Here is a 22,986-nt window from a genome sequence, read left to right as displayed (position 1 = left end):
GATACAATTTACCAAGCACTCTCTTACAATGCCTGATCTAAAATATATAACTACGGATAAAAACAGCGGGTTCCCGGAGTACCTGGACTTTGCCACGCTGCGCAAGCTGGGTATACAGCATGTTGCGGAGCTTTCAGGCAAGATATGGACAGACCACAACCTGCATGATCCGGGCATCACTATCCTTGAGGCACTGTGTTATGTGCTGACAGACCTGGACTACCGTACCAAACTGGATTTTAAAGACCTCATCGCCGCTCCTGCCGGTGCTGAAGGAGCAGACGATAACTTCTATACAGCTGCAAAGATACTTGGGAATAATCCCCTGACGATCGCAGATATCCGCCGTATGCTGATTGATATCAAGGGGGTGCGTAATGCCTGGCTGATACCGATTAACGAAGCGGAGACTGAAGCGGAATATTCGCTTGTATATGATTGCGAAGCAGGAGTACTTGACAACACGCGTCTTACGAAAGAGCAGTCTGCTGTTCCGCTGAAGGGACTATACCGTGTGTATATCGAACCGGATGATGTATATGCGGCTGCTTACGAGAAAGACGCCTGCGGCAATGATGTATTCCCGATGGATACTGTGCTGACAACGATTGATCAGCGCTTACATGCACACCGTAATCTCTGTGAAGATTTTCCGGATGTGGTTGTGCTGGAAAAGGAACCCATCAGTTTGTGTCTGCACATTGAACTGGCGGCTAACTATGATCCGGATGATGTGCTGCTGAACATTTACAGCCGCATACAGGATTTCCTTTCCCCTGCGCCTGCCTTTTACAATCTGCAGCAATTGCTGGAGAAAGGCAGAACTATGGAAGAGATATTTGAAGGCCGTCCGTATGACTTCAACAAGGATGAACCATTACAACAGAACGGTTTCATCGATGTTGCGGAACTGGAAAGCCTGGAACGGATCACAGAATTACATGCTTCCGATCTTTACCGTATTATCATGCAGGTGCCAGGTGTGGCAGGTATTACCCGTCTGATGATGACCAGCTTTGATGAAGATGGTTATGCATTGACAGATGCAGCAGGTAATCCTGTTAAACAGGAAGGCGAGGAATGGTGCCTGCATCTGAAAAAAGATCATCGTCCTGTTTTATCTCCCGAAACCTCAAATGTTATTTTCTTCCGTAATAAGCTGCAATTTGGCGCGAACACGGAAGTGGTGAATCAGCGTTACAAGAAAGCGATTTCTGATTACAGTAAATTCCCCAAGGCGCCTGCCGCACTCGACACGATTGTGCCAAAAGGACGCCAGCTGGACCTTGCACAGTATACTTCTGTACAGTATGAGTTCCCAAAAGTATACATGATCGGTAAGAATGATGTGCCGGGGGATTCGACTGCTGCAAGGAAAGCACAGGCTTTGCAGTTACAGGCATACCTCTTGTTCTTCGACAGGATGCTGGCGGATTATTTCTCCCAGTTGTCTTCCGTACGGAAACTGTTTTCCCTGCAATCATCTGCGGATGCACGTACCTATTTCCCCGCTGATCTGAATGGTATTCCCCAGTTGCCTTCTTTGTTGCGCTATAAAAAGCAATTGCCCCGGACGACTGCGGGTAATACTTACAATGGTATGCAGCTGGCGTATGAGCCTAATGACAGCGACAGCGGCAGAAAGGAATACGATTCCATGTATCTGCGCGATGAGATGATACGCCGCATTATCAGTGAGTGTAGTAACAACAACGTAGCACGTAAAATATTACAGCGGGAAGATAACGCGTATTGGTTTTTCCAGCTGACTGACAAAGCAGGCAAAGTCTTACTCGAAAGCACGATCTTCTTTGATACAGCAATAGCGGCGGAACAGGCAGCGCTGGATGTCATATTCCTCGCAGCACTATCCGGCAGCTATGTAAAGAATAATAACCGGCAGGACGATATATACAGTTTCGACCTGGTATACAATGATGCGGGTGATACGGAGATGCTGACCGCATTGTATGAGACATCTGAGCAGTACCAGGAACGAAAAGAACGCTTTTTGAATCATCTGCTGGCAAGGTTCTCCGAGGACTTTACCGACTATGCGCTGATGATGTACAATATCAGCGGCAGGAAGAATGATCCTGCGCGCAATATTGCGGATAAGGCGGCTTTTTTATCTGCTTATCCTGAAACCAGCGCCAACCGCGCACTGGCATTTAATTATAAGGATCCGGGTACCGGATTTCCTGTCTGCGGACTGGAAAAGAGAGTGGCGGGTCTGATGGGTATCCGTCAGTCACCTTCTGCTTCACTGAACAATTTTGATCTTGTTCATGCAGAGAAACGGACAGGTTTTGTCTGTAAGCTCCCCGAACAGCTGACTCCTTTGTTCATCAGTGATAGTCTGCATGACAAAGCGCAGATCGCAGCAATCTTTAGTCAGTTCCGTGAACTGGGTAAAAATAAGGCTAACTATAAACCTTATGGCTGCATTGGTGAAGGCGTGTATGGTTTTTCTATTCAATCGCCTGTTACTGCCAAAGAATGGATCTCTGCGAAATGCAGTATTGAATATACTACTGGGGAAGAAAGAGATACATTGATTGACTGGTTCGTACATTTCTTTGAAGATGACGGCCAGTATAAAATTTATCCGCAGACACAGGAAGGATATTATTTCCTGCTGCCTGATGATTACGGTAAGACTTTATTAAAAAGCAAACAGGGTTTTGATACGGAGGAGCTGGCTTTGTCAAAAGGATATGATTGCCTGGCTTTATTGCAGGAAGATGTAGTATGGGACGTGGAACCTGATGTTGCCGCCGGTAATTTCCGGATCATCATCGTACAGCAGGATGTACAGATTGCTTATCATCCGCAGACCTATGGTACGGAGGAAGCGGCTTTACAGAAGATAAAGGAGTTACAGGAATATTTCCGTCAGCATTACCTGGTGTATCAACGTGAAGCGAGTGAATTGTATAACTGGAGAATGACCCATGAAGGGCAGGCCGCCTGGAAAGGTATTCTTCCTTATAAAGACATGGCGCAATTGCCGGTAGCTTTTGTACAATTCGTAGAACTGGCTTCCAAAGCTGAAAATTATCAGATCGTGCAAACAGGCGATGGCGTATTTCGATTGCAGGTCGTACGTACGGAACAAGGGGAAGAAGAGGGAATGTCGTTTAGTACGGTCATTTCAGAACATCTGTCTTCTTTTGTGAACGGGGAAGCTGCACAACAGGTACAACAGACCTACGTGACCTTATTCAGTGGCTTGTGGCTGACTGTCAGCGGGGCGGTAACAGGTGTATCTGCTGCGACCTATTATTTCAGGGATCTGGATGCGCCAAAGGATGCAGGTGTGGTCTTGCTGACCACTGTACGTCCTGTACCGGACGGCTCCACTGTTACACAGGTGACCCGTAGTATTATCCGTTATGCTGCTAATCCAAAGAATGTTACAATAAAGACATTGGATAACTGCCATTACATTGTGCAGGTGCAGGATGACAATGGTGTGGTATTAGCAGCAAGCAGTGAGGTAGTTGATCATGCAGCAGCAGCGAATCTGCTGGAACGTATTCTGCTGAAGGCCGCACAGGACACACTATGGGTAGAGAGAGGCGCAGCGATCGATGCCTATGGTCTCTACTGGGAAGATGCCAGCGCTGCAACACCTTTGCTGCAAAGCATTCATGTGTGGGAAACCCGGAAAAGCGCTGTTACGGCATTTATGGAGTGGTTGCTCAATGCAACTGCCGAAGATATCTGTCCTGAGCAACAGGCCGCCAATGGATATGGTTATACCGTTTTCAGTAAAGATAAATCACCTTTTGCCAGACAGGCACAGTGGTATGCTTCCGCAGAAGAAAGAGATACCACGATGCTGTTGCTGAAGCAACAGTTAGCCGCTTTGCAGAGCAGTACCGGCTGGTCGGCGCTTACGCTGTATCATTATTATTTCAAGATCAGTGATAAGGAAGGACTGTTGTTGCAGGAGCCTCATTACTATACCAGTTATGATGCGGTGCGGACCGCATTTTATGACACCGTGAAGTATGGCAGGCAGCGGCAATATTACCTGCTCACCGTACAGGATAACTGTACTTACGGCTTTAAGATTGTCGATGCTGATAAAAATGTATTGGCGATACATCCTTTCGAATATACGACCACTGTAGAAAGAGATGCTGCTGTGGAGCGCACATTGCGTTTCCTGCAGACGCAAGGGCAGACAGTCAGCCAGGTGAAACTGGCGGGCGCCTGGAAGTATAGCTGGCAATGGCTGTCCTGCTGTTGCTGGTATCCGGAGACGGCACTGGAAGGACTGGATGAGAAGCCGGAGAAAGAAGACGCACAAAAGACACTGGTATATATCATTGAGAAACTGGCGCCTGTAAAAGATAACTATGATGTCGTACAGGAAGAAAGCGGTTTCCGTGTGTTCCTGCGGGAAGGAAAAGAAAGAGTAGCCGTTCATCCGCATTGGTATGATTGTGCGAAAGAAGCGGAAGCAGCAAGAGATCGTCTTATTGCATGGTCTGGTTTCCACCTGAGTAAAATAGAAGAAGGTAGTTATTCAGTAGAAAGAGACATCCGTACAGATCTTTATAAAAATGGCGAAACAGAGCAGGCATTGGGCTATCGCCTTTGGGACCGCGATTTCAGGATCGCGCATTATCTGCCGAAGTTTGAATCTGCTACAGATCGGGAAGATGCTTTAGCGGCGTTGTTACAACGATATCAGCGTAGGTTGCCTGCATTTACTGCATTGGAGAAAGGTTCTTCCGTTGTGGTGTCTGAGCATGGCGCATTCTATTATCAGCTGCGTCGTAATGACCTGTTGCTGTGGCAGAGTGTCACCGGATATGGTTCTGCAGATGCAGCAGCTGCCGCCTTTGAAAAGGAATGCTGGGGACTGTTGCAACGCACACTTAAACAGGAGCATTACAGTAACTGGACCCCTGCCACGACACAGCTGTATCTCAATGATGATAAAGGGCAGGCGCTTGCTGCCGCACCAATCACACCAGGCAGCTATGAAGCTTATATCGCAGCTGTTCAGGTAAGACAACAGTTTGCCCGTAAACATGGTGTATTCCTGAATGAAGAAGGTACTTTCTCTTTTCATATCTACAATCCGAAAACGAATAGCTACGAATGGGAAAGCGTACATAGTTATGCGAATCCTGTTGATGCTGAGCAGGCATTACTGGAGTTCAGGCAGTTGTTACGCTTCCGTGGTAACTATTGTTCGGATGATGAAACCGTCGGCTGTTATTATTCCATCAACCTGGGTAAGGTATTGCTGGACATACAGCAGGTAACCCGGAAATGTGAGGGTGATAAAGAGACGATGACGGAAGCCGATGCCTGGGATCGTTTACAGGTATTCCTGGACAATATTGATCCTGATAACCGGAACTTATTCCCTTATACTGATTATGCGGTGGATTGCCGTTATGCATTCCGACTGGTAGATGACAACATTTATCGTGTGGCGCTGCACACAGGATGGTATCAGGGAATGGAGAGAAGGGAAGAGCACCGGATGGCGTTACTGGCAGATATTTATTGCAAGAAACATCTGTATGGCTGGTTTGTAAAACCAGAGAATCTGAATACAGATCCAAGGATACTGGATTGTTATTTCCAACATCCGGAGAAACTGAATTTCGCGGATCTGTGGATGAGTTATGGCCAGGTACCCGCGCTCAATCAGCTCTGGACTATTGCTGAAGAGACACTACCTGCTGTTAATGCGAAACTTTACTATTACCAGCTTTACGGTAAAGTAGATAAAGATACAAAAGTGATGTGGCGGGCAGTGACCCGTTATAATTCTGCAACCTTGGCACAAGCAGCGGAAGCTCATTTTTATGTATTCCTGCTGGAGATGGCCCGCTCGGCTGCTTCCTACTACTATGAACCAATGGCAGGTTGTGACAATGCCTATACACTGTATCTGAAAGATATGGATGGTAAGGTCATCGCTGTGGCACCGGATGTGATCTGTGGTGAGGATATAGAGAACGACCGTGCTACCCGGATGTTCAACGCGATGTTATTCCCTATCGTGGAAACAGGCAAAGGATATACGTTCGAGATCAATGATATCAACCAGGTACAAGGCGATACCATCAGCTATACATATGCTGCTGTATGGGAGTCTGTTCACACATATGATAACCCGGAAGATGCCTGGGATGCACTTACTACGGCCTGTGAACTGTTGACAGATCTGCGTAATTATCAGCGTGGTGATGAAGATGCCTGCGGACCATTCAGTGTTACGCTGGTGAATCCGGAAGGCGTACAGGCAGAACATCCGTTGACTTACACCAGTATTTCCGCCAGAGATGCGGCGATGGAGCATGTGTTGAATGCGATCAGTGCTGAAGGTCTGCATCTGCTGGAACATATACTGATGCGTCCGCGCACGCAACAGCAATCGTATGAGGCATGGCAGCTGGAACTCAACTGGTATACGCAGCGCGAATCTATGGTCATATTGCAGCTCATTAATGAAGCGGTCTTTGCAGATGCAGCAAGCTATGTGAAAGCCTTGCAGGACGCGGCCGCTGCAAATGAAGTGTATGTGGATCAACAGGCGTCTACATGGACGATTTCTTTCTATAAAAAAAGACGAAAAGCTGGCTGTCGCGAAGCTCGACGCTACAGATGAACTGACCGCTTTACTGAGTGACCTCTCCTTTGTAAGGACGGGTATGCAGTCCCTGCTGGCCAATGCATCAGCAGAACAGGTAAGCACGGTAGTGATTCCGATTGTTTGCAGCTCGGAGAATGCCATCCTGCCGATCTGTGATGACGTGTGTCTCTGTTGTGAGGAAGAAGTGGAGATTGACACCGAAAATGCGATCTATTGTGACCGTACTTTCCTGGCAGATCCTTATTCATTCTGGGCAACGGTGGTATTACCGGCATGGCCGCAGCGTTTCCGTCTGGCGCGTTTCAGACAGTTCTTTGAAGATACCTTACGCAGAGAAGCGCCGGCGCATATCCGGTTGAATATACTCTGGGTGAGCCCACAACAGATGCTGGAATTCGAAGGCGCCTGGAAGAACTGGCTGGCAGCATTGTCGAGAGGAGAAAGTTGTGATTATGATGATAGTCTGCAAGCGCTGAATCTTGTATTAAAAGAACTTAAAAATGTATATCCGGCCGCTTACATGTGGGATGACGAAGGAGGGGATGACAAGCCACTGATCTTATTGGATGAGGCTATGCTGGCATAGTTTAACTAAATTAAAATTCTTCAGAAAATGATAATTAATAATTCTACCCCTTACCCGGTTTTCAAAAAGGGGCAGCAGTTGAAGAGTAGCAGCCTGAAAGGGATCGTTGATTTCGCGGAAGGAGAGATCATGGATACCCGCATGTTCCTGGAAGGTTCAGGTATATTTTACGGACTGGATATTGAGATCAGTGAGCAGGCAGGTACGCTCCGTCTGTCGCCTGGGGCCGCGACCACCTCTGACGGGAAATTGTTTACTCTGGAACAGGAGGTGGTGTACAATGGATTCAGTGCAGAGACACCGATCACCCTGTTGAAGAAGACGCCTGTTGTTGCTGTACTGAGCACCAACAACGAGAATCATAATGAATTTGCTTATCGTATCACAGGTAAGGATCCCGGTAACCCGAACAGAACGCCAAATACCACACCATACATCGTCCTGCTGATCCTGACGGAGAAGACGACCAGTAATGATAGTTGTCTGTACGGACAGGATAACAGCGAGACATCTCAGACTAAAACAGTACAGGCGGTACTGATCGATAAGAACCTGGTTGACCAGTCAGATCTTGATAAATGGTTTATTACGGATAATACCACTGATGGAGCTGATGATGCTGTGATCAACCGTTTTGGATACAATACCGGAGATGGTAAGTCTTATATTTCATTTGAGAACTTTACCAGCTGGAAGAATGTCAGCGATGGCTTTGATAGCGTATGTACCGCCGCAGAACCATTAATCGGCACTGCTCTCAAACAATTGTATGACCTGGTGAAGGAGAAGCTGGGACTGAACCCAACAAACCCTTTCAACAACCTGGAAAGTAATCTTAAACAACTGCGTGAAGCGGTAAAGAACAAAGGTGGTGTATCATTTCCCTGGCTTTATGATTATTACAGGGACCTGATTGCCGGCTATCAGGAACTGGTATCGACGGATCTTTTCAGTTACCTGTCATTCTTTCCCAAGCGCGACCGTTTTGAAGAATATATTGCATTAGGCAGCATCCGTGCGAAGCATGGCGATAAGGATGCCAATTACCGTATGGGATTATACCGTCCGCCTTTTGCAGACCTCAGCATTAACGCATTGGAGAAGCCATTGCAGCTGATCAGAAGATTACAATACCTGGCAGATACTGGACATACGCGCTTCAATACGCAGGGTTTCCCACCGGCTGAAGTCGTATTTACACCTGATGCTGGTATCAATGAGGTCCTTTCCAGACGTGCGATCCCTTTTTACTATAATGATCCGCAGGAGTTGTCAAAGAGCTGGAATGCCGAACTTACACGTAACCGCCGGACCTTCACCATTCCGGGTATTACGGATGAGAAAGACCGTAACCTGTTGCTGGCGAATATGGACAGTTACGAGTTCTTCCGGATCAAAGGACATACCGGCGCATTAATAGAGCCTACGCTGGATGCGATTGCAGCACAACGCAGCGAGTTACATCTGCCATTTGATGTGAAGGTATTGTACCTGGGAGAGAAAGAAGATATGATCAAACTGGTAAAGGAGCGCTCTGCAGCTTTCAGTGATCTGACGGTGCTGCTGGAGAAGATTGTGTATGATATCCGTTGTGCGCGCACTTGTTCAGATAATTTTGAAGAAAGCATCTTTGGCCAGCCATTCGATAGGAATGATATCGGCAGCATGTTTGAGGCGTTGGTTACCTTATTCGGTCCGCTACCTGTAGATCTTGATAAGAAGCTGGAAGAACTTTGCAGTCGTGAGGGTACCTGTTATGATGAAGACAAGACTTGTTGCCGTTCGCATCTGACGGCGCTGTTCGCGGTGTATGAAGAATACGTACGTCGTAAGGATGAACTGGCAGGTAACCTGCTGTTCCATCTTTTCGCAGAGAAACATCCGGGTATAGAGCATAACGGCGGCGTACCTAAAGGCGGTACACTGATCCTGGTATGTGGTAAGACTGATCCGGCGTTTCTGTCTGAAGAAAAGAAATCAAATCTGCTGAAACTGGCGCTGAGTAATGCCGCCGGTGTCAACATTGCGGATGAACTGGAGAACTACACGGTGATGGCTGATTTTTGTCTGCCGTATATCTGTTGTTCCAATAAACCGTCTATTAACCTGATCTTCCAGGAGGCGCCACCTGTGGCACTGTTCTCTATTGCAGAGCAGGAGCAGCTGCCGGAAGGACAAGGTACTGCTGTTGTACTGAAGAACGAATCACTGCGCGCTGATACTTATCATTGGGAGTTGCAGGATTACCAGGGCAATATGCTGAAAGAAGAATATACTACGGATATCAATGAAACGTCGAAGTTTGAATTACTGATAGAAAACGGGGTGGTATTTACGCTTTTGCTGACCGCTTCGCGCGAGGGTATGAACAGTAAGTATGCGCTTGAGATAACGATCTGTCCACAGGGTAATGTAAAAGTGACCAGTAAAGGTCAGTCATCTATCGACTGGGATATCACCAAGTCGCCTGAACTGGAGATAGAAGCCTTTCCTTACGGGGGTAGTTTCGGACTGGTATTAGAGCAGAAGGAGAAAGGGAACGAAGTGGAACTGGATCCGTCGGAATATGATATTACCTGGAAACAGGATAAGGAACACCTGACATTGACGATACAACAACCTCAGGCGGGCATTTACCGTTTGCGTTATACGTTTGAAGATATCGAGAATTGTGAGAAAGGATTTGCGGTGCTTCAGATCAATACGTTTGTGCCTTCTAATCCACAGCCCAAAGTAGCAGGTACAGAAACTGGTCCGGTGGCCGCACCTGTGACAGCGTCTGCCAGTGCACCGGTGGCGGTCAGCCGTGGTTTGTCAGCCGGAGGAAATGAAGCGGTGTTCAATAAGCGCATACTGAGTTATCGTAGTGGTATCAACGCTATGTCTAAGGAAGATGATACACTGCTGGAAGACAGTCGCTGGTCAGATACTAAAACCTTCTTATTGGCCAGTGGTGCACCAGAAGAACTACATGCAGCGTATGAGCGTTTGCAGGGTGTGTTACAGGGTGGATTCGGTAAACTGAAGGTGGCACAGAAAGCACAGATGATCAGATTGCTGACTTATGCGACTGCTTATTATATGGACAGACTGATTGCTGCTTCTCCGGATAAAGTACCGGCGATAGCGAGAAAGCTGATTAAAGTAGCGGGAGAAAGCATTGCCATGCAAAAGGATGGTGTACAGCAATGGTCACAGATATGGAGCAGCGAAGGTATTGTGACACCTGAGAATGAAAAGACAGTCTCCGCTTATAAAGCTATGATCGCGTAATGGAACAACAACACGCCATAGGAAAACTGGTGGTGGAGGTACAGTTACCTTCCAGGGATGATGCTTTTTCAATACAGCAGGCACTGAGTATGCGTTGTAATGTGGAACTGACACCAATGTTAAGTCAATTACTGGATAGCTGGGCGGATCCTGATACGTTGTTACAGATTGACAAGTTGGAGGTGGATCTGGGTAATTGCAATATGAAGGCTTTACAGGAAGAGTTACCTGGAATGGTGATCGCTTATCTGCAGAAGCATTTTCAGGATGCGACAGCAGTGCCATCACCGGAGTTAAATATACAGCAGATGCAGCGTCGTCCGCTGACACAGGGATATTTTGAGAGCTGGCTGTATTTCATGCAACATGGCGTATTGCCATCTACAGCTGTCAGATGGGAACAGGAGGAATGGGAAGCGGGTATTCTGACGGCGCTGGCTACAGAAACGAGTGCTTTGAAACAATGCCAGGACCTGCTGTCGGCGCATCCTTATACGGTACGCCGCCTGGTGATGCAGTTCTCCCGGAGTTTTGTATACAACTGGGTGCTCGCTTTCAGTGCGGGCGCTTACAGACAACAGCTGGTACTGATAGATGAATGGGACGCGTTTGTGTTTAGTCCGCGGTTTGTTACCGTGATGAAAGCACAGATTGCGCAGCAATCGCTTCCTTCCCTTCCATTACCAGCGCATAGTCATTATGCAACGCAGGTGATGGAGTGGCTGATAGGAGATATCGTGATTGCGGGAAAAGCGATCAGTCACCCGGCATTACTGGAGCAATTAGTACGATTGCTAGGTAGTGTATCACAATTGCCGGCGCGTTTATTTACACTGGAAAGAGTGACTGCTGCGGGTGTCAGTATGCCTGTAGCCGTACATGAAGCCATAGGTGCTGTGGCTGGCAGATATTCAGCGGAGATGACGGAACTCAGAACGACGTTCAGTACAACGCCAGCTATTAAAAGTATTGCGCCTGATGGTCGTACAAAAGATCAACAGGAGGCTACAGAACGTCTTCGGCGGGAGCAACAGCTTGCGGCTGCATTACGCAGGAAGCAGGAGCAGGATACGGCGGCAAAACAATCTTCTTCATCAGGTGCGCCGTCCTCAGAGGCAGCTGATCATAATAAGCGCAAAGATCAAAAGGATCAAAGCACATCCGGAGAAAGTCCGACGGCGGAAGAGCGCAGTATGGCTGATAAAGGAACTGTAAGTAATGAACAAAAGCATTCATCTGATACCGAAACGGGAGAGGAGCCTGCTCCGGCAGGTCTGCCTGAAGAAGGAACGGTGTATTACATCAATAATGCCGGACTGATATTGCTGCATCCCTATCTTTCTTATTGTTTCGATGCATTGGAACTGAGAGAGGGACAGCAGTTTAAAGATGAAACGGCAAAACATAAAGCCGTACAGCTCATTGGCTATATGGCCTATGGTGAAGAGGAGATTCCGGAGTGGGATCTGGTGTTGCCAAAGATCTTGTGTGGTATATCACCTACGGAACCTGTGAGACGTTTCATGCCATTATCCGAAGCAGAAAAAGATGAAGCCAATCAGTTACTGGGCGCTGTGATCACACACTGGAATGCTTTGGGTAATACCTCACCTGACGGCTTACGCGGCAATTTCTTATTGCGGGAAGGTAAGCTGGAATGGAAAGAAGAGGAGTGGCAGTTGTTTGTCACGCAGCAGGCATATGATATGCTGTTGAACCGTTTGCCCTGGGGTTTCAGTGTGGTAGGATTGTCGTGGATGCCTTGGCTGATTAAGACCGTCTGGGTCTAGCAGTAACTATGTTTTTAACCCCTTAATGCCATATGGGTATGGCTTGTTAATTCCCTTACTAAGGACAAATGATCAAAGCAACCGATAATAAAAGCAAAACTGCAAAAACGAGGCAACAGCCTGCAGGCGGCTCCTTCTTCAACAAAGATAAGGGAGCTGACAGCGCGTTTTTGGGGGAGACTGCCGCATCGGAAGAACCCTTTTTCGTTCAACGGAAACTTACCATCGGAAAACCAGATGACCATTATGAGAAGCAGGCTGACCAGGTAGCTGACAAGGTAGTACAGCGCATGAGTCAACCAGCGCCCGTACAAGCCAAGGCGGCTACACCTTCTCCTGTCAGTACTGTTCCTTCCGGCAGTGTGCCGGCATCCGCTGCACAGCCTGCGGTGATGCAAAAGAAAGAGCAGGAGAAGAAAGAAGAAGATATACAGCCGGATGAAAAGAAGCTGCAACGCAAGCCTATATTCGATAGTATGGGCGATCCGCCGGATGATATCCAGAAGAAAGAAACTGCGCAGGCGCCTGCACCTGCAGCAGATACGAAGGCGAGTGGCGGCAATCATCTTGAACAGCGTTTACAAAGTACTAAAGGTGCGGGTTCGCCCTTGGCATCAGAGACACGCTCTGCAATGGAATCTGCCATTGGCGCTGACTTTAGTGGTGTGCGCGTACACACCGGTAAAGAAGCAGCAGAACTGAGTAATGATCTGCAGGCGCAGGCCTTCACACATGGCAATGATATTTATTTCAATGAGAATAAGTTTGATGAAAGCAGCAGTACGGGCCGGCATTTGCTGGCGCATGAACTGACGCATACCGTACAACAAGGTGCTGCTGTACAGCGAAAGGCTACACCTGAAAGCGGAGCGTTGAAAGAAGACGCACCTGTAGCGGCAACTGGTAAACAGGGCGCATCTGCAGTACAAACGAAAGCGGATACTACTTTGAGTGCGGATGGTATGACCATACAGCGTGCACCTGCCAAAGCTGGTGGAGCGCCCTCAGCGGCGGTATCAGGAGAGGTGGTGAATATTGCAGCGGGTAAATTTAATCCGTCTGCCGCATTGCAGGAGGCTATCCGTGCATCGGAAAGAAAAGGACTGGATGTGAATGTCAGCGCTGGTAAGATAGCGGGCGCCGGCGTTATGAAAGTGCGGGAGAAAGATGGTGTGATGGAGAGTCTGAAGAATGCTTACCTGCCATTGAACATGCCGATGTTCAGCGCTGCGAATCCTATGTTGGCCGTAAGACTGGCCAGCGGAGAGATCAGTGGTTTTGCTACGATCGGACAAAGCAATATGCCGGAGGCTATTCCGCAATGGCTGCGTAAGAATGGTAAAGCAATTGGCTGGCTGACGGGTATCGATGTAGAAAATGTATTATCCAAAGCAACGAATACGTTTGAGAACGGCAACTTCACCTTTACCCTGAATGGTATCAAGGTGAAGGTAGGCGGTTTTGCATCCGCGACGATGGATCTTGGCTTTACGAATATGCAGCCTTCTGCACATGTGGTGGCAGAAATGGATATTCATGGTATGGCGAAGGGCAACCTTGATATCACACTGGCAGAAGATAAGATGTCAGGTGAGGGAGCATTTGGCGTGAGCTTCAAAGGATTCTCCGGAGAAGTGGCGGCGAAGTTCCAGGAGGGTGTGCTGGATGTCAAAGGCATGGTACAGTATGACGGTGATAAGCTGAGCGGTTCGCTGATGCTTGTCATGACGGATAAGAAAACAGCTGACAACTTTGCGGTGACACAACTGGGTGGTGCACCGGCGGCAGAAGCCGCGCCACCGGCAGAAGTGCCTGCTGCGGCACCTGGAAAAGGACCACGTGGTATGGCGGGTGTCGGTACACTGACCTTCAACCTGACAGAGTGGTTTGCCGGTAGTGTGAATGTGATTGTAGATGGTAAGGGATGTGTGACGGTCGTCGGCAAGATTGCACCGCCAAAAGAAATTATTCTGTTCCAGCAGAAGGATTACAGCAAGGAACTGTTTAAGATGGAGGCCCGCGCGGCTTACGGTCTGCCGGTAATAGGCAACGTATTTGTCTTCGCCAACATGGCATTGATTGCGATGGCGAAAGTGGGTCCTGCGAAAATATACAATATCGAAGTAGAAGGTACGTACTCTAATAACCCTGACATTGCGAAGAGCATTACCTTATCAGGTTCACTGAATATGTCTGCTTATGCCGGTCTGCGTCTGCGCGCAGAAGGTGGCGCAGGGCTGGAGCTCTTAGGACATGATCTGAAAGTAGGTGTCGGCGTGAATGCGGACGCTGGTGTGAAAGGATATGTGGATGCGCGTCCGACAATCGGTTATCGTGATCCGGGAGAGTTCTTCTTCAAAGGACATATGGAGATTGCGGCACAGCCGTTCCTCGGACTGAGTGGCGATCTGTTTGTGGAAGTGGATAGTCCGTGGTGGTCGCCATTACCAGATAAGAAATGGACATGGCCGATTGGTGCGCTTGAATATCCGTTACCAGGAGAATTTGGTATCGGCGCTGATATGGAATACGTATTAGGTTCTGGTAAGGTGCCTGAGGTGACATTCAGCGAAGCGAAATTTGATGGCGGCAAATTCATGACAGACCTGGTAGATGATCATGTGCCGGGCAAGAGTGGTGCAGGCGATAAAGAGAAACAAGGCAAATTTACAGATGGTGGTGGTGCAGGCGCAGCTCCGGCAGCAGGTGCACCTCCACCGGCAGCAGCTGGTGGTAAACCAGGCGCTCCGGGAGGTAAACCGGGAGCACCGGCAGCACCAGGTAAAGGCGGTGCCGGCGGACCAGGTGGCGGTAAAGGAGCTGGTAAAGATAAAGGCGCGGATAAAGCCGATCCGGAACAGATGAAGAACTTTGCTGCAGCGATGCAGAAGGTAAAAGCACTGGAAGGGCATAAACCAATGACCCGTGAGGAACTGACAGGCGCTATTGAAGGTATCAAAAAACAGCACAATACACCGGGTATCACTTTCGTGCCGCAGGGTAATGATCTGTGGATTGTTACGGGTGTCATAAAGGGACAGCCTAACAAACAGTCGGTGAAGGTGAAAGCGAATATGAAACCTGGGGACGAGAAGGATAAGAAAGGAGATGACAAGGATAAAGAAAAACAGGTAAGTCTGGGTCTGCAGGCGATTGATACGGAGGAAAAGCAATACATGGCCAAAGGTGGTCTGACCAGGGAAGAGGCAGATAAAGTGGCTACCACTGTAAAAGGTCATCATCCGATATTTAAAGCGATTACAGTTATCGATGGTGGTAAACGCTGGGATTACAGTTATGTACAGGCTGCGAAGATCAAACCGGGAGAGCCGAAAGCGCCTCCTACGAAGGCGCAGTTCCTGGCCTGGCTGAAGGCTAAATTCGGGGTGAAAATATTCCGTGGAGACGACTATCGTGCCTATGTGCGGGAAAAAGGTATCGATGATGATACCGGTGCTGCATGGCGTAAGGAATGGGTAGATAATGCCGTTCTGTACAGACAGGTATCTTCCAAGGGTGCGAATGACCCTTATCCAAACCTTTGTTTTGCAGACGTATTCAAAGAAGAGCCGCGTGAAACAGATATTGACAGAAGATATGATTACGGTTATGGTAACCCAAGCAAAGACAGTAAAACAGGCCTGGCAATCATCAAGAAAAGCCTTATCAGAGCGAAAAAATATGGCTGGAAAGAAGGTTTGGAAGATGATCCTACTTATCTGAAATCAAAGTTCGCGCGATATGAGTGCAAAAGAACAAAGGATATCGTAACTTACGAAAATATTGTACTTGGACATGATGATAAGGAAGGTGCTTCTGAGAACTGGAACAGGATCGGGCATACCAAACATCGTACGGTGAATGTTGCGTGGAATAACAATCCTGATAATTATTGGGGTGTTGAAAGTCCGGCGGCTTCTCAGGTAAGCTCCAGTAAAGCGCCACGTTACAAAGAACCCGGGCCAGGCAGTCATCCGATGTGGTGGAAAAAGGATCATGCTGAGTATTACTTCAAGAACAAAAAATAAAGCCATATTATGAGTAAGCTGATTAACCTGTATGAGAAAAGCTTTGGTAAACCTGGTAACCTGACCCAACTGAAAGGAGGCAAAGGGGCTGATTTTAAGATAGCTGTTAGTTTTCCTGACCCCAAAAAGGAAATCACAGAAACAAGAATTACATCACTTGGATTATCTGAATTAAGTAAGGATGATGAACTGGATATAGAATTGGTACTCATTACCGAAGGCAAAGCGACTCCTGAGGAAGCGGAGGAGACAGGTGCATTTTTCTATGCGCTTTATAAGATGATCAAAAAGGCGGAAAAGGTTCGTTCCGGAGATATTTACAGAACGGATGCCGTACCTGGCTTTGGGAAAATGGATGCGGTGATACTACTCAACTCAGGTTATAAGTCGCCGGCATGGCTGGATGAAGATGAGTACAAGGGACAGCTGATCAAAGTAGTACCGCTGTTCAGTGATGAGGCCGATGGCCTGGAAAAACTGGCTGTTGAAAGCCGCGAACTGTTTATCTATAAATCACAGGTTCCTTTCAGGGAACCAGGCCGCAAGCAAACAAATATTGTTTATGATGCTGTTTTCAATATCTGGAGCGCCATCTCTGAATGGTATACAGAACATAAAGTAGACGATGCTAAGAAGCTGGCAGATATGCTGGCTGCTGCGCCTAAGAAAGGGGCAGGCGATGCATTGGAGAAAAAAATAGGTATTGATATACCGGAAGATTTCAAAGAGTCTTTCAACATTGTACACGACACTTTACGTGTCGGAAGCTATGACCTGTATAGCCAGGCCAACCTGGTGGCTGCATTTAAGCGCATGTATGATCTTAATGAAGAAGGGGAGTTTGTCGAAGCGCTTGAAAAGCTGGTAGAGTCACCAGAGTTCCAGCCGGTATGGTGGCATGAAAACTGGATACCGGTTGCTGCAGATAGTGGTGGTGATCTGCTCGTACTGGACATGGCGCCGACCATCAGTGGTACAAAAGGGCAGGTACTGACACATTCTGCTGTAGAGGGACCTGCGATCACTGATAATCACTGTTTCCTTGACTGGCTGAATGATTACTACGTGGCACTGCAGACCGGTAAATATGATGTTGATAAAGATGGTATTCTGACACGTAATTAACGCTGAGCGTTTCTTTATAACCCCAAAAGATGATCACTATTTCCATTGCCATACAGAAAGGCGGATCGGGAAAGACCACTACTGCGCTTAACCTGGCAGCTGCGTTGCAGCGAATGGGTAAGAACGTATTATTGATCGATCTTGATCCGCAGGCAAACCTTACCCAATCCCTGGGTATTGCCGACGATTCCCCCATGAGTATTTACGAGTTGCTGAAACAGGCTGCTTCCGGCGAACTCACAGAAGTACAGCAGGCAATCGTAGAAACAGCCGTATTACCACTGATCCCCGCCAATCTTGAACTGGCCAGTGCTGAACTGGAACTGGTAAGTATGTATGGCAGAGAGCAGCTGTTGAATCAGATCCTGACACAGGTAGAGGATATATACGACATCGTGGTGATTGATTGTCCGCCGGCAGTCGGTATGCTGACTGTCAACGCACTTACCGCCAGCGACTACGTATTGATGCCTTTACAGGCAGAATTCCTGCCCTTTAAAGGTGTACAACGCTTTGTAAAGAATGTGCAGCTGATCAAAAAGCAGTTGAATAAAAAACTGGAGATACTTGGCATCGTACTCACAAAATTTGACGAACATAAAAGTATGCATCGTCAGATCAGGACACAGTTACAGGAACTCTATCCTGGTTGGGTACTGGAAGCCGGCATCCGCAGTAATATTTCCCTGGCAAAAGCACAGGAACAATCCCAGGACATTTTCACATTTGATCATAATGCCAATGGCGCAAAGGATTATCATGCGCTGGCAAACGAAATAAAAGAACGCCTTTTAACAGTAGCTGAATAACAGCACTGTTGATTTAAAACGATAGATATGAAAACGAACAGTCGTCGCTATCGGAGACACCGTAACCCCGAAATCACAGATACGAAGGAGTCCCCTTTCTTCAGTCCTACACAAAAAGTATTACAAAGCAAGGAAGATGCTTTCTTTCAGCCAAAGTTGTCCGTAGGACAGCCAGGCGATAAATATGAAAGAGAGGCGGACGCCGTTGCAGATAAAGTAGTCAATCAGCAACCTGCTAAAGGGAATGCTGTGCAGCGTAAAGAGATATCTGCCGTACAGGCAATGCCTGAAGGTAAAGACGAAGAGAAGAAAGAGGATGCGAAAAAAGTGCAGAAAAAAGGACAGGCCGATAAAGAAGAAAAGAAGCCTGAAGTAGCCACTGGTAAGAAGGAAGAAGAGAAGCGTGTGCAGAAGAAAGGAAATGGGAAAGAAGAAGAGAAGAAAGCGCCTGCAGCCGATAGAAAAGAAGAAGAAAAGCCAGTACAGAAGAAAGAAGAACAGGAGAAGAAACCTGCTGCAGATGAAGTGTTGAAAGAAGAGAAAGAGGAAGATAAGAAAGGCGCAAAGCCTGGTGTGATGGCAAAGGAAAGTAATTCCCGTGGCATGGAAGACGGAGGCGAACAACTGGGCCAGCGTTTAAGCGAACAGCGTGGTCATGGTGTACCGCTTTCTCCGGATGTTAAAAAAGAAATGGGTCAGGCTATTGGTGCTGACTTTGGCAATGTGCGTGTACATACAGGTGATAAAGCTGCCGAATTAAGTTCCGACCTCGGTGCACAGGCATTTACACATGGTAACGACGTGTACTTCAATAGTGGTAAATACGATCCTTCTTCTGCCGGTGGTAAACACCTGCTTGCACATGAACTGACGCATGTCGTACAACAAGGCGCAGCGCCTGTTGCAGAAGGCAAACAAGGTACTCCTGCCGCCGGACATAGTACACCGGGTGTACAACGTGAGACTTCTACTCCATTGCCGGATGGGGTGAAAGCGGATGAACAATCAGAAATTGCTAAATTCCCCATAGGTGATTTCAATGTAGAAATCAAACCGGACAGGAAGGCGACGAAAGAAGAAAATGTTGCAGCTGATCATGCGGAAACAAAAGGCAATATTGCTGCTTATGTTTCTTATGAGATGGATAGCAAGAAGAGGGTCACTAAAGTGAGCATTTCCAAGACACTGATCATTGAAACCATCTATGGAGCAGATGCTACTTCAAAGAGTGATTCAGGTTATGGTCGTGGTCATATCAAATCTGATAAGGATAAGGGAAATAAATCTCTGGGCTTCCATGAGGGCAATCACGGTGTTGATTTTATGGAGTATGTAAAAACTCATCCATTCCCAGAAATCGTGATCAAGAAACCGGTGAGCAAGGCGAAGTTCGAAAAGCTACAAGCTGAATGGAAAGCACAACATGAGGCCTATGTAAAGGATATGGAAGCGATCAGTAAAACAAAGACGGATGATGTAACAGATCCGCCCGCACCTGCTCCGGCGCCTGCACCTGCACCGGAAGCTCCCAAACAATAATCCGCAGTCCTGCTGCCGGAAATGAATAAGCAGTTTTAATATACTATGATCGATAACCAAAAGAATGCAGACGTCCTGCAGGAGTATTTATCCTGGTTGCAGGAGGAAATGAAGAAAAGGCTGGGCCAGTATTTTGGTCCGGAGAACAATGTCGTCCCTGTTATACCCTCTCCTGATGCAGCACCTGGCGCTTCCTGGCCGGATGCGCCTATCGTCCGGTTTATCAATGACAACCAGCTGGATAAGGAGTCTCAGTTATTACTGATCATGGCGCTGGCGCCGCATGTCAATGCCGTATTCTTTGAGCATGTCATTAATGAATACCTGATAGATAAAGGGGATTTCCCGTTGATTGGCTGTGTGAAAGGCACACAGTTCCGCGGACTGTTACCAACAGGCGATACTTTTTTGTTCCTGCTGGCAGGCGGTAATCTGTCCGCACGTATTGATAAAATGCGCTACTTCAGTGAATCGCATGTGTTTGCACAACGTCATGTGCTGTGGCTGGAGAAGCCGGAAGAAGGAGAGCCGGCAATGAGTGGCAGGATTGTATTGTCGCAGGAATTCATTGACCTGTTCCTGACAGGGTCTTATGCAAAACCGCGCTTTGGCAATGATTTTCCGGCAGAAAGTATCACCACCCCGCTGGACTGGTCGGACCTGGTGTTGAATGCACAGACCATGGATCAGTTGCAGGAATTGAAGAAATGGTTACGACTGAAAGATAAATTACGTGCTACTAATAAACGGCTTAAACCGGGTTACAGGGCACTGTTCTATGGCCCTCCGGGGACCGGTAAAACTTTGTCTGCCTGTTTGCTTGGCAAGCGTGATCCTGCAGAAGATCCGGGTGGTTTACCGGATGATCTGGATGTATTCCGTATTGACTTGTCCCTGGTGGTGTCCAAATTCATCGGAGAGACAGAGAAAAACCTCTCTGGTCTGTTTGACAGGGCGGAGCATAAGAACTGGATCCTATTCTTTGATGAAGCAGATGCTTTATTCGGGAAGCGTACCAACATCCGGGATGCGCACGATAAATATGCTAACCAGGAGATCGCCTATCTGTTACAGCGTATAGAAAACTATAACGGACTGGTGATCCTGGCGTCCAACTTTAAGAATAATATCGATCCTGCTTTCTCCCGTCGTTTTCAGTCTATTATACAATTCCCGATGCCGAATCAGGCGGAACGGCTGCAACTCTGGAAGATGATTCTGCCGGACCATATGATGCAGAAAGAGGGTATACTGGAAAAACTGGCGGCTACGCATGAGATTTCCGGCGCTTCGATCATTAATGTGGCACAGTATTGTTTTCTGAAGAATATGCAGCCAGGCGGAGAGATATTGCCGATATCGGCTGTGGATGTGGAAGAAGGACTGGTGAGGGAGTTTAACAAGGAAGGCAAGATCTATAAATAATTAGGAATTAAGAATTAGGAATTAAGAATTTAAATGCAGCGGGGAGTTGCGGGGATGGTGGTGGGTGATGTTAGGAGTTGGGTGAAGGTAGTTTAGATATTATCAGTGCCGGTGAAATCATTATTACAAACTGCAATAGTTTTTGGCTAATTTGACTGCGTTAAAGGTGGTCATGTTTATCAGCTAAAATCTATATATGAAGCGTGTATTTCTGCTTATGTCCTGCTACTGTGCACTGGTATCTGTTGCCGTGTACGGACAGCAAAAGAAACTGCCCCGTATCGCTGTTGCGGGCCTGGGTATAGAATCCAGTACTTTTTCTCCTGCTTTAACAAACGAAGAGGCTTTTCACGCCCGGTATGCCTCGGAAGTGTTCAACGCCTATCCTTTTTTTGGCGTGGATGCTCCGTTGAGAAGCCGTGCGGTATGGGTACCGGCTATTGTGGGGAAGTCCCTGCCGGGAGGAGCGGTGACGAGAGAGGCGTATGAGTCCCTGGTGAATAAAACGCTGGACTCTCTTAAAAAACATGCGCCTTACGACGGATTATTCTTCGATATTCATGGGGCGATGAGCGTAGTAGGGCTGGAGGATCCGGAGGGCGACTTTATTACCAGGATCCGGAAGGCGATAGGTACGAAAACGATTATTTCGACTTCGATGGACCTGCATGGCAATGTGTCCTGGCGACTGGCAGCAAATACGGACCTGATTACCTGTTACCGGATGGCCCCACACGAGGATGCCATGGAAACAAAAGAAAGAGCCGTACGTAACCTGCTCGAACGCATAGAGAGCGGTAAGGGGAAACCGGCTTTTAAAGCCTGGATTCCGATCCCGGTGCTCTTGCCAGGGGAAAAGACCAGTACACGTATAGAACCCGCTAAAACGGTCTATAAAGCGGTAGCGCCTGCTGCTTCACAGCCAGGTATCGTAGATGCAGCTATCTGGGTAGGATATGCCTGGGCGGATGAACCGCGTAATCATGCGGTCGTGATGGTGACCGGTGATGATAAACAAAAGGTATCGGCTACGGCAGAGCAGTTGGCCAAAAGTTTCTGGGACGCGCGTAATGCCTATGCTTTCGTAGCGCCGACAGATAATCTGAAAGGGAGTCTCGATAAGGCCATCGCCAGCAGTAAACATCCTTTCTTTATCAGCGATTCCGGTGATAACCCTACTGCCGGCGGCGCAGGTGATGTAACCTGGACACTGACCGAGATCCTTGCACGAAAAGAGTTTCAGTCAGCAAATGGCCCTTCCCTGATCTATGCTTCCATTCCCGGTCCGGAACTGGTGGAAAAAGCGATCGCAGTTGGTGTCGGCGGACGGGTAGATGGTTATGCCGGTGCAGCAGTAGATGCGCGTTATGCGCCTCCCGTACGACTGAACGGTACTGTGGAAGCTATTGAAAAAGGAGATAAGGACGCGGTGGTAGAGGTTGTCGTGAAAGTAGGCAGTGTGCACGTGATTGTTACGCAGAAGCGTAAGCCTTATCATAAGGAGAAAGATTTTACCAGACTGGGGCTCAATCCCCGGCAATCAGATATCGTAGTTGTAAAGATCGGTTACCTGGAACCGGAGTTGTATGCCATGAGAGCAGACTGGATACTGGCGCTTACGCCCGGAGGAGTGGATCAGGACCTGGAACGCTTACCGTATAAACGGATAGACCGTCCGATGTTCCCGCTGGACAAAGACATGAAAGATCCTGATCTTTCGGCCAGACTGGTGCCGTTGTCAGGCAAACAAAAGTAATTGTGAAAGGCTTCCGTTGCTGACGGA

General features: G+C 47.8%; 10 protein-coding genes. All 10 read left to right on the top strand.

What is annotated here, in order from left to right:
- Nucleotides 1-28: 28 nt before the first annotated feature.
- Nucleotides 29-6,643 (top strand): baseplate wedge protein, encoded by a 6,615-nt coding sequence (locus CPIN_RS25985; protein WP_012792844.1) that lies wholly within the window; start codon nt 29-31, stop codon nt 6,641-6,643.
- On the top strand, nt 6,555-7,214 hold the full coding sequence (locus CPIN_RS25980) for a hypothetical protein (protein WP_148230643.1): 660 nt from the start codon (nt 6,555-6,557) through the stop codon (nt 7,212-7,214). The genes CPIN_RS25985 and CPIN_RS25980 overlap by 89 nt, the downstream gene beginning before the upstream one ends.
- A gap of 27 nt (nt 7,215-7,241) precedes the next feature.
- Nucleotides 7,242-10,487, top strand: coding sequence for a hypothetical protein (locus CPIN_RS25975; RefSeq protein ID WP_012792842.1), 3,246 nt, complete (start codon nt 7,242-7,244; stop codon nt 10,485-10,487).
- Entirely contained in the window at nt 10,487-12,277 is a 1,791-nt protein-coding gene (locus tag CPIN_RS37055) for a contractile injection system tape measure protein (RefSeq protein ID WP_012792841.1), read from the top strand. The genes CPIN_RS25975 and CPIN_RS37055 overlap by 1 nt, the downstream gene beginning before the upstream one ends.
- Nucleotides 12,278-12,345: 68 nt before the next feature.
- The gene (locus CPIN_RS37050) at nt 12,346-16,305 is read left to right on the top strand and encodes an eCIS core domain-containing protein (protein WP_012792840.1); all 3,960 of its coding nucleotides are present in this window, start codon (nt 12,346-12,348) and stop codon (nt 16,303-16,305) included.
- Between the two features lie 9 nt (nt 16,306-16,314).
- Entirely contained in the window at nt 16,315-17,430 is a 1,116-nt protein-coding gene (locus tag CPIN_RS25960; protein ID WP_012792839.1) for an SMI1/KNR4 family protein, read from the top strand.
- A gap of 29 nt (nt 17,431-17,459) precedes the next feature.
- Nucleotides 17,460-18,239 (top strand): ParA family protein, encoded by a 780-nt coding sequence (locus CPIN_RS25955; RefSeq protein ID WP_012792838.1) that lies wholly within the window; start codon nt 17,460-17,462, stop codon nt 18,237-18,239.
- Nucleotides 18,240-18,266: 27 nt separating this feature from the next.
- Nucleotides 18,267-19,778 (top strand): eCIS core domain-containing protein, encoded by a 1,512-nt coding sequence (locus tag CPIN_RS38295; RefSeq protein ID WP_012792837.1) that lies wholly within the window; start codon nt 18,267-18,269, stop codon nt 19,776-19,778.
- A 45-nt stretch (nt 19,779-19,823) separates the two neighbouring features.
- Nucleotides 19,824-21,203, top strand: a complete 1,380-nt coding sequence (locus CPIN_RS25945; protein WP_012792836.1) for an ATP-binding protein — start codon at nt 19,824-19,826, stop codon at nt 21,201-21,203.
- Between the two features lie 196 nt (nt 21,204-21,399).
- Nucleotides 21,400-22,959 carry a M81 family metallopeptidase gene (locus tag CPIN_RS25940; protein WP_012792835.1) on the top strand — a complete coding sequence of 520 codons (1,560 nt, stop codon included), beginning with the start codon at nt 21,400-21,402 and terminating at the stop codon, nt 22,957-22,959.
- Nucleotides 22,960-22,986: the final 27 nt, after the last annotated feature.

Origin of the sequence: Chitinophaga pinensis DSM 2588 (assembly GCF_000024005.1) — a bacterium.
Lineage (GTDB): Bacteria > Bacteroidota > Bacteroidia > Chitinophagales > Chitinophagaceae > Chitinophaga > Chitinophaga pinensis.
This window is presented reverse-complemented; position numbering and strand designations above follow the sequence as displayed.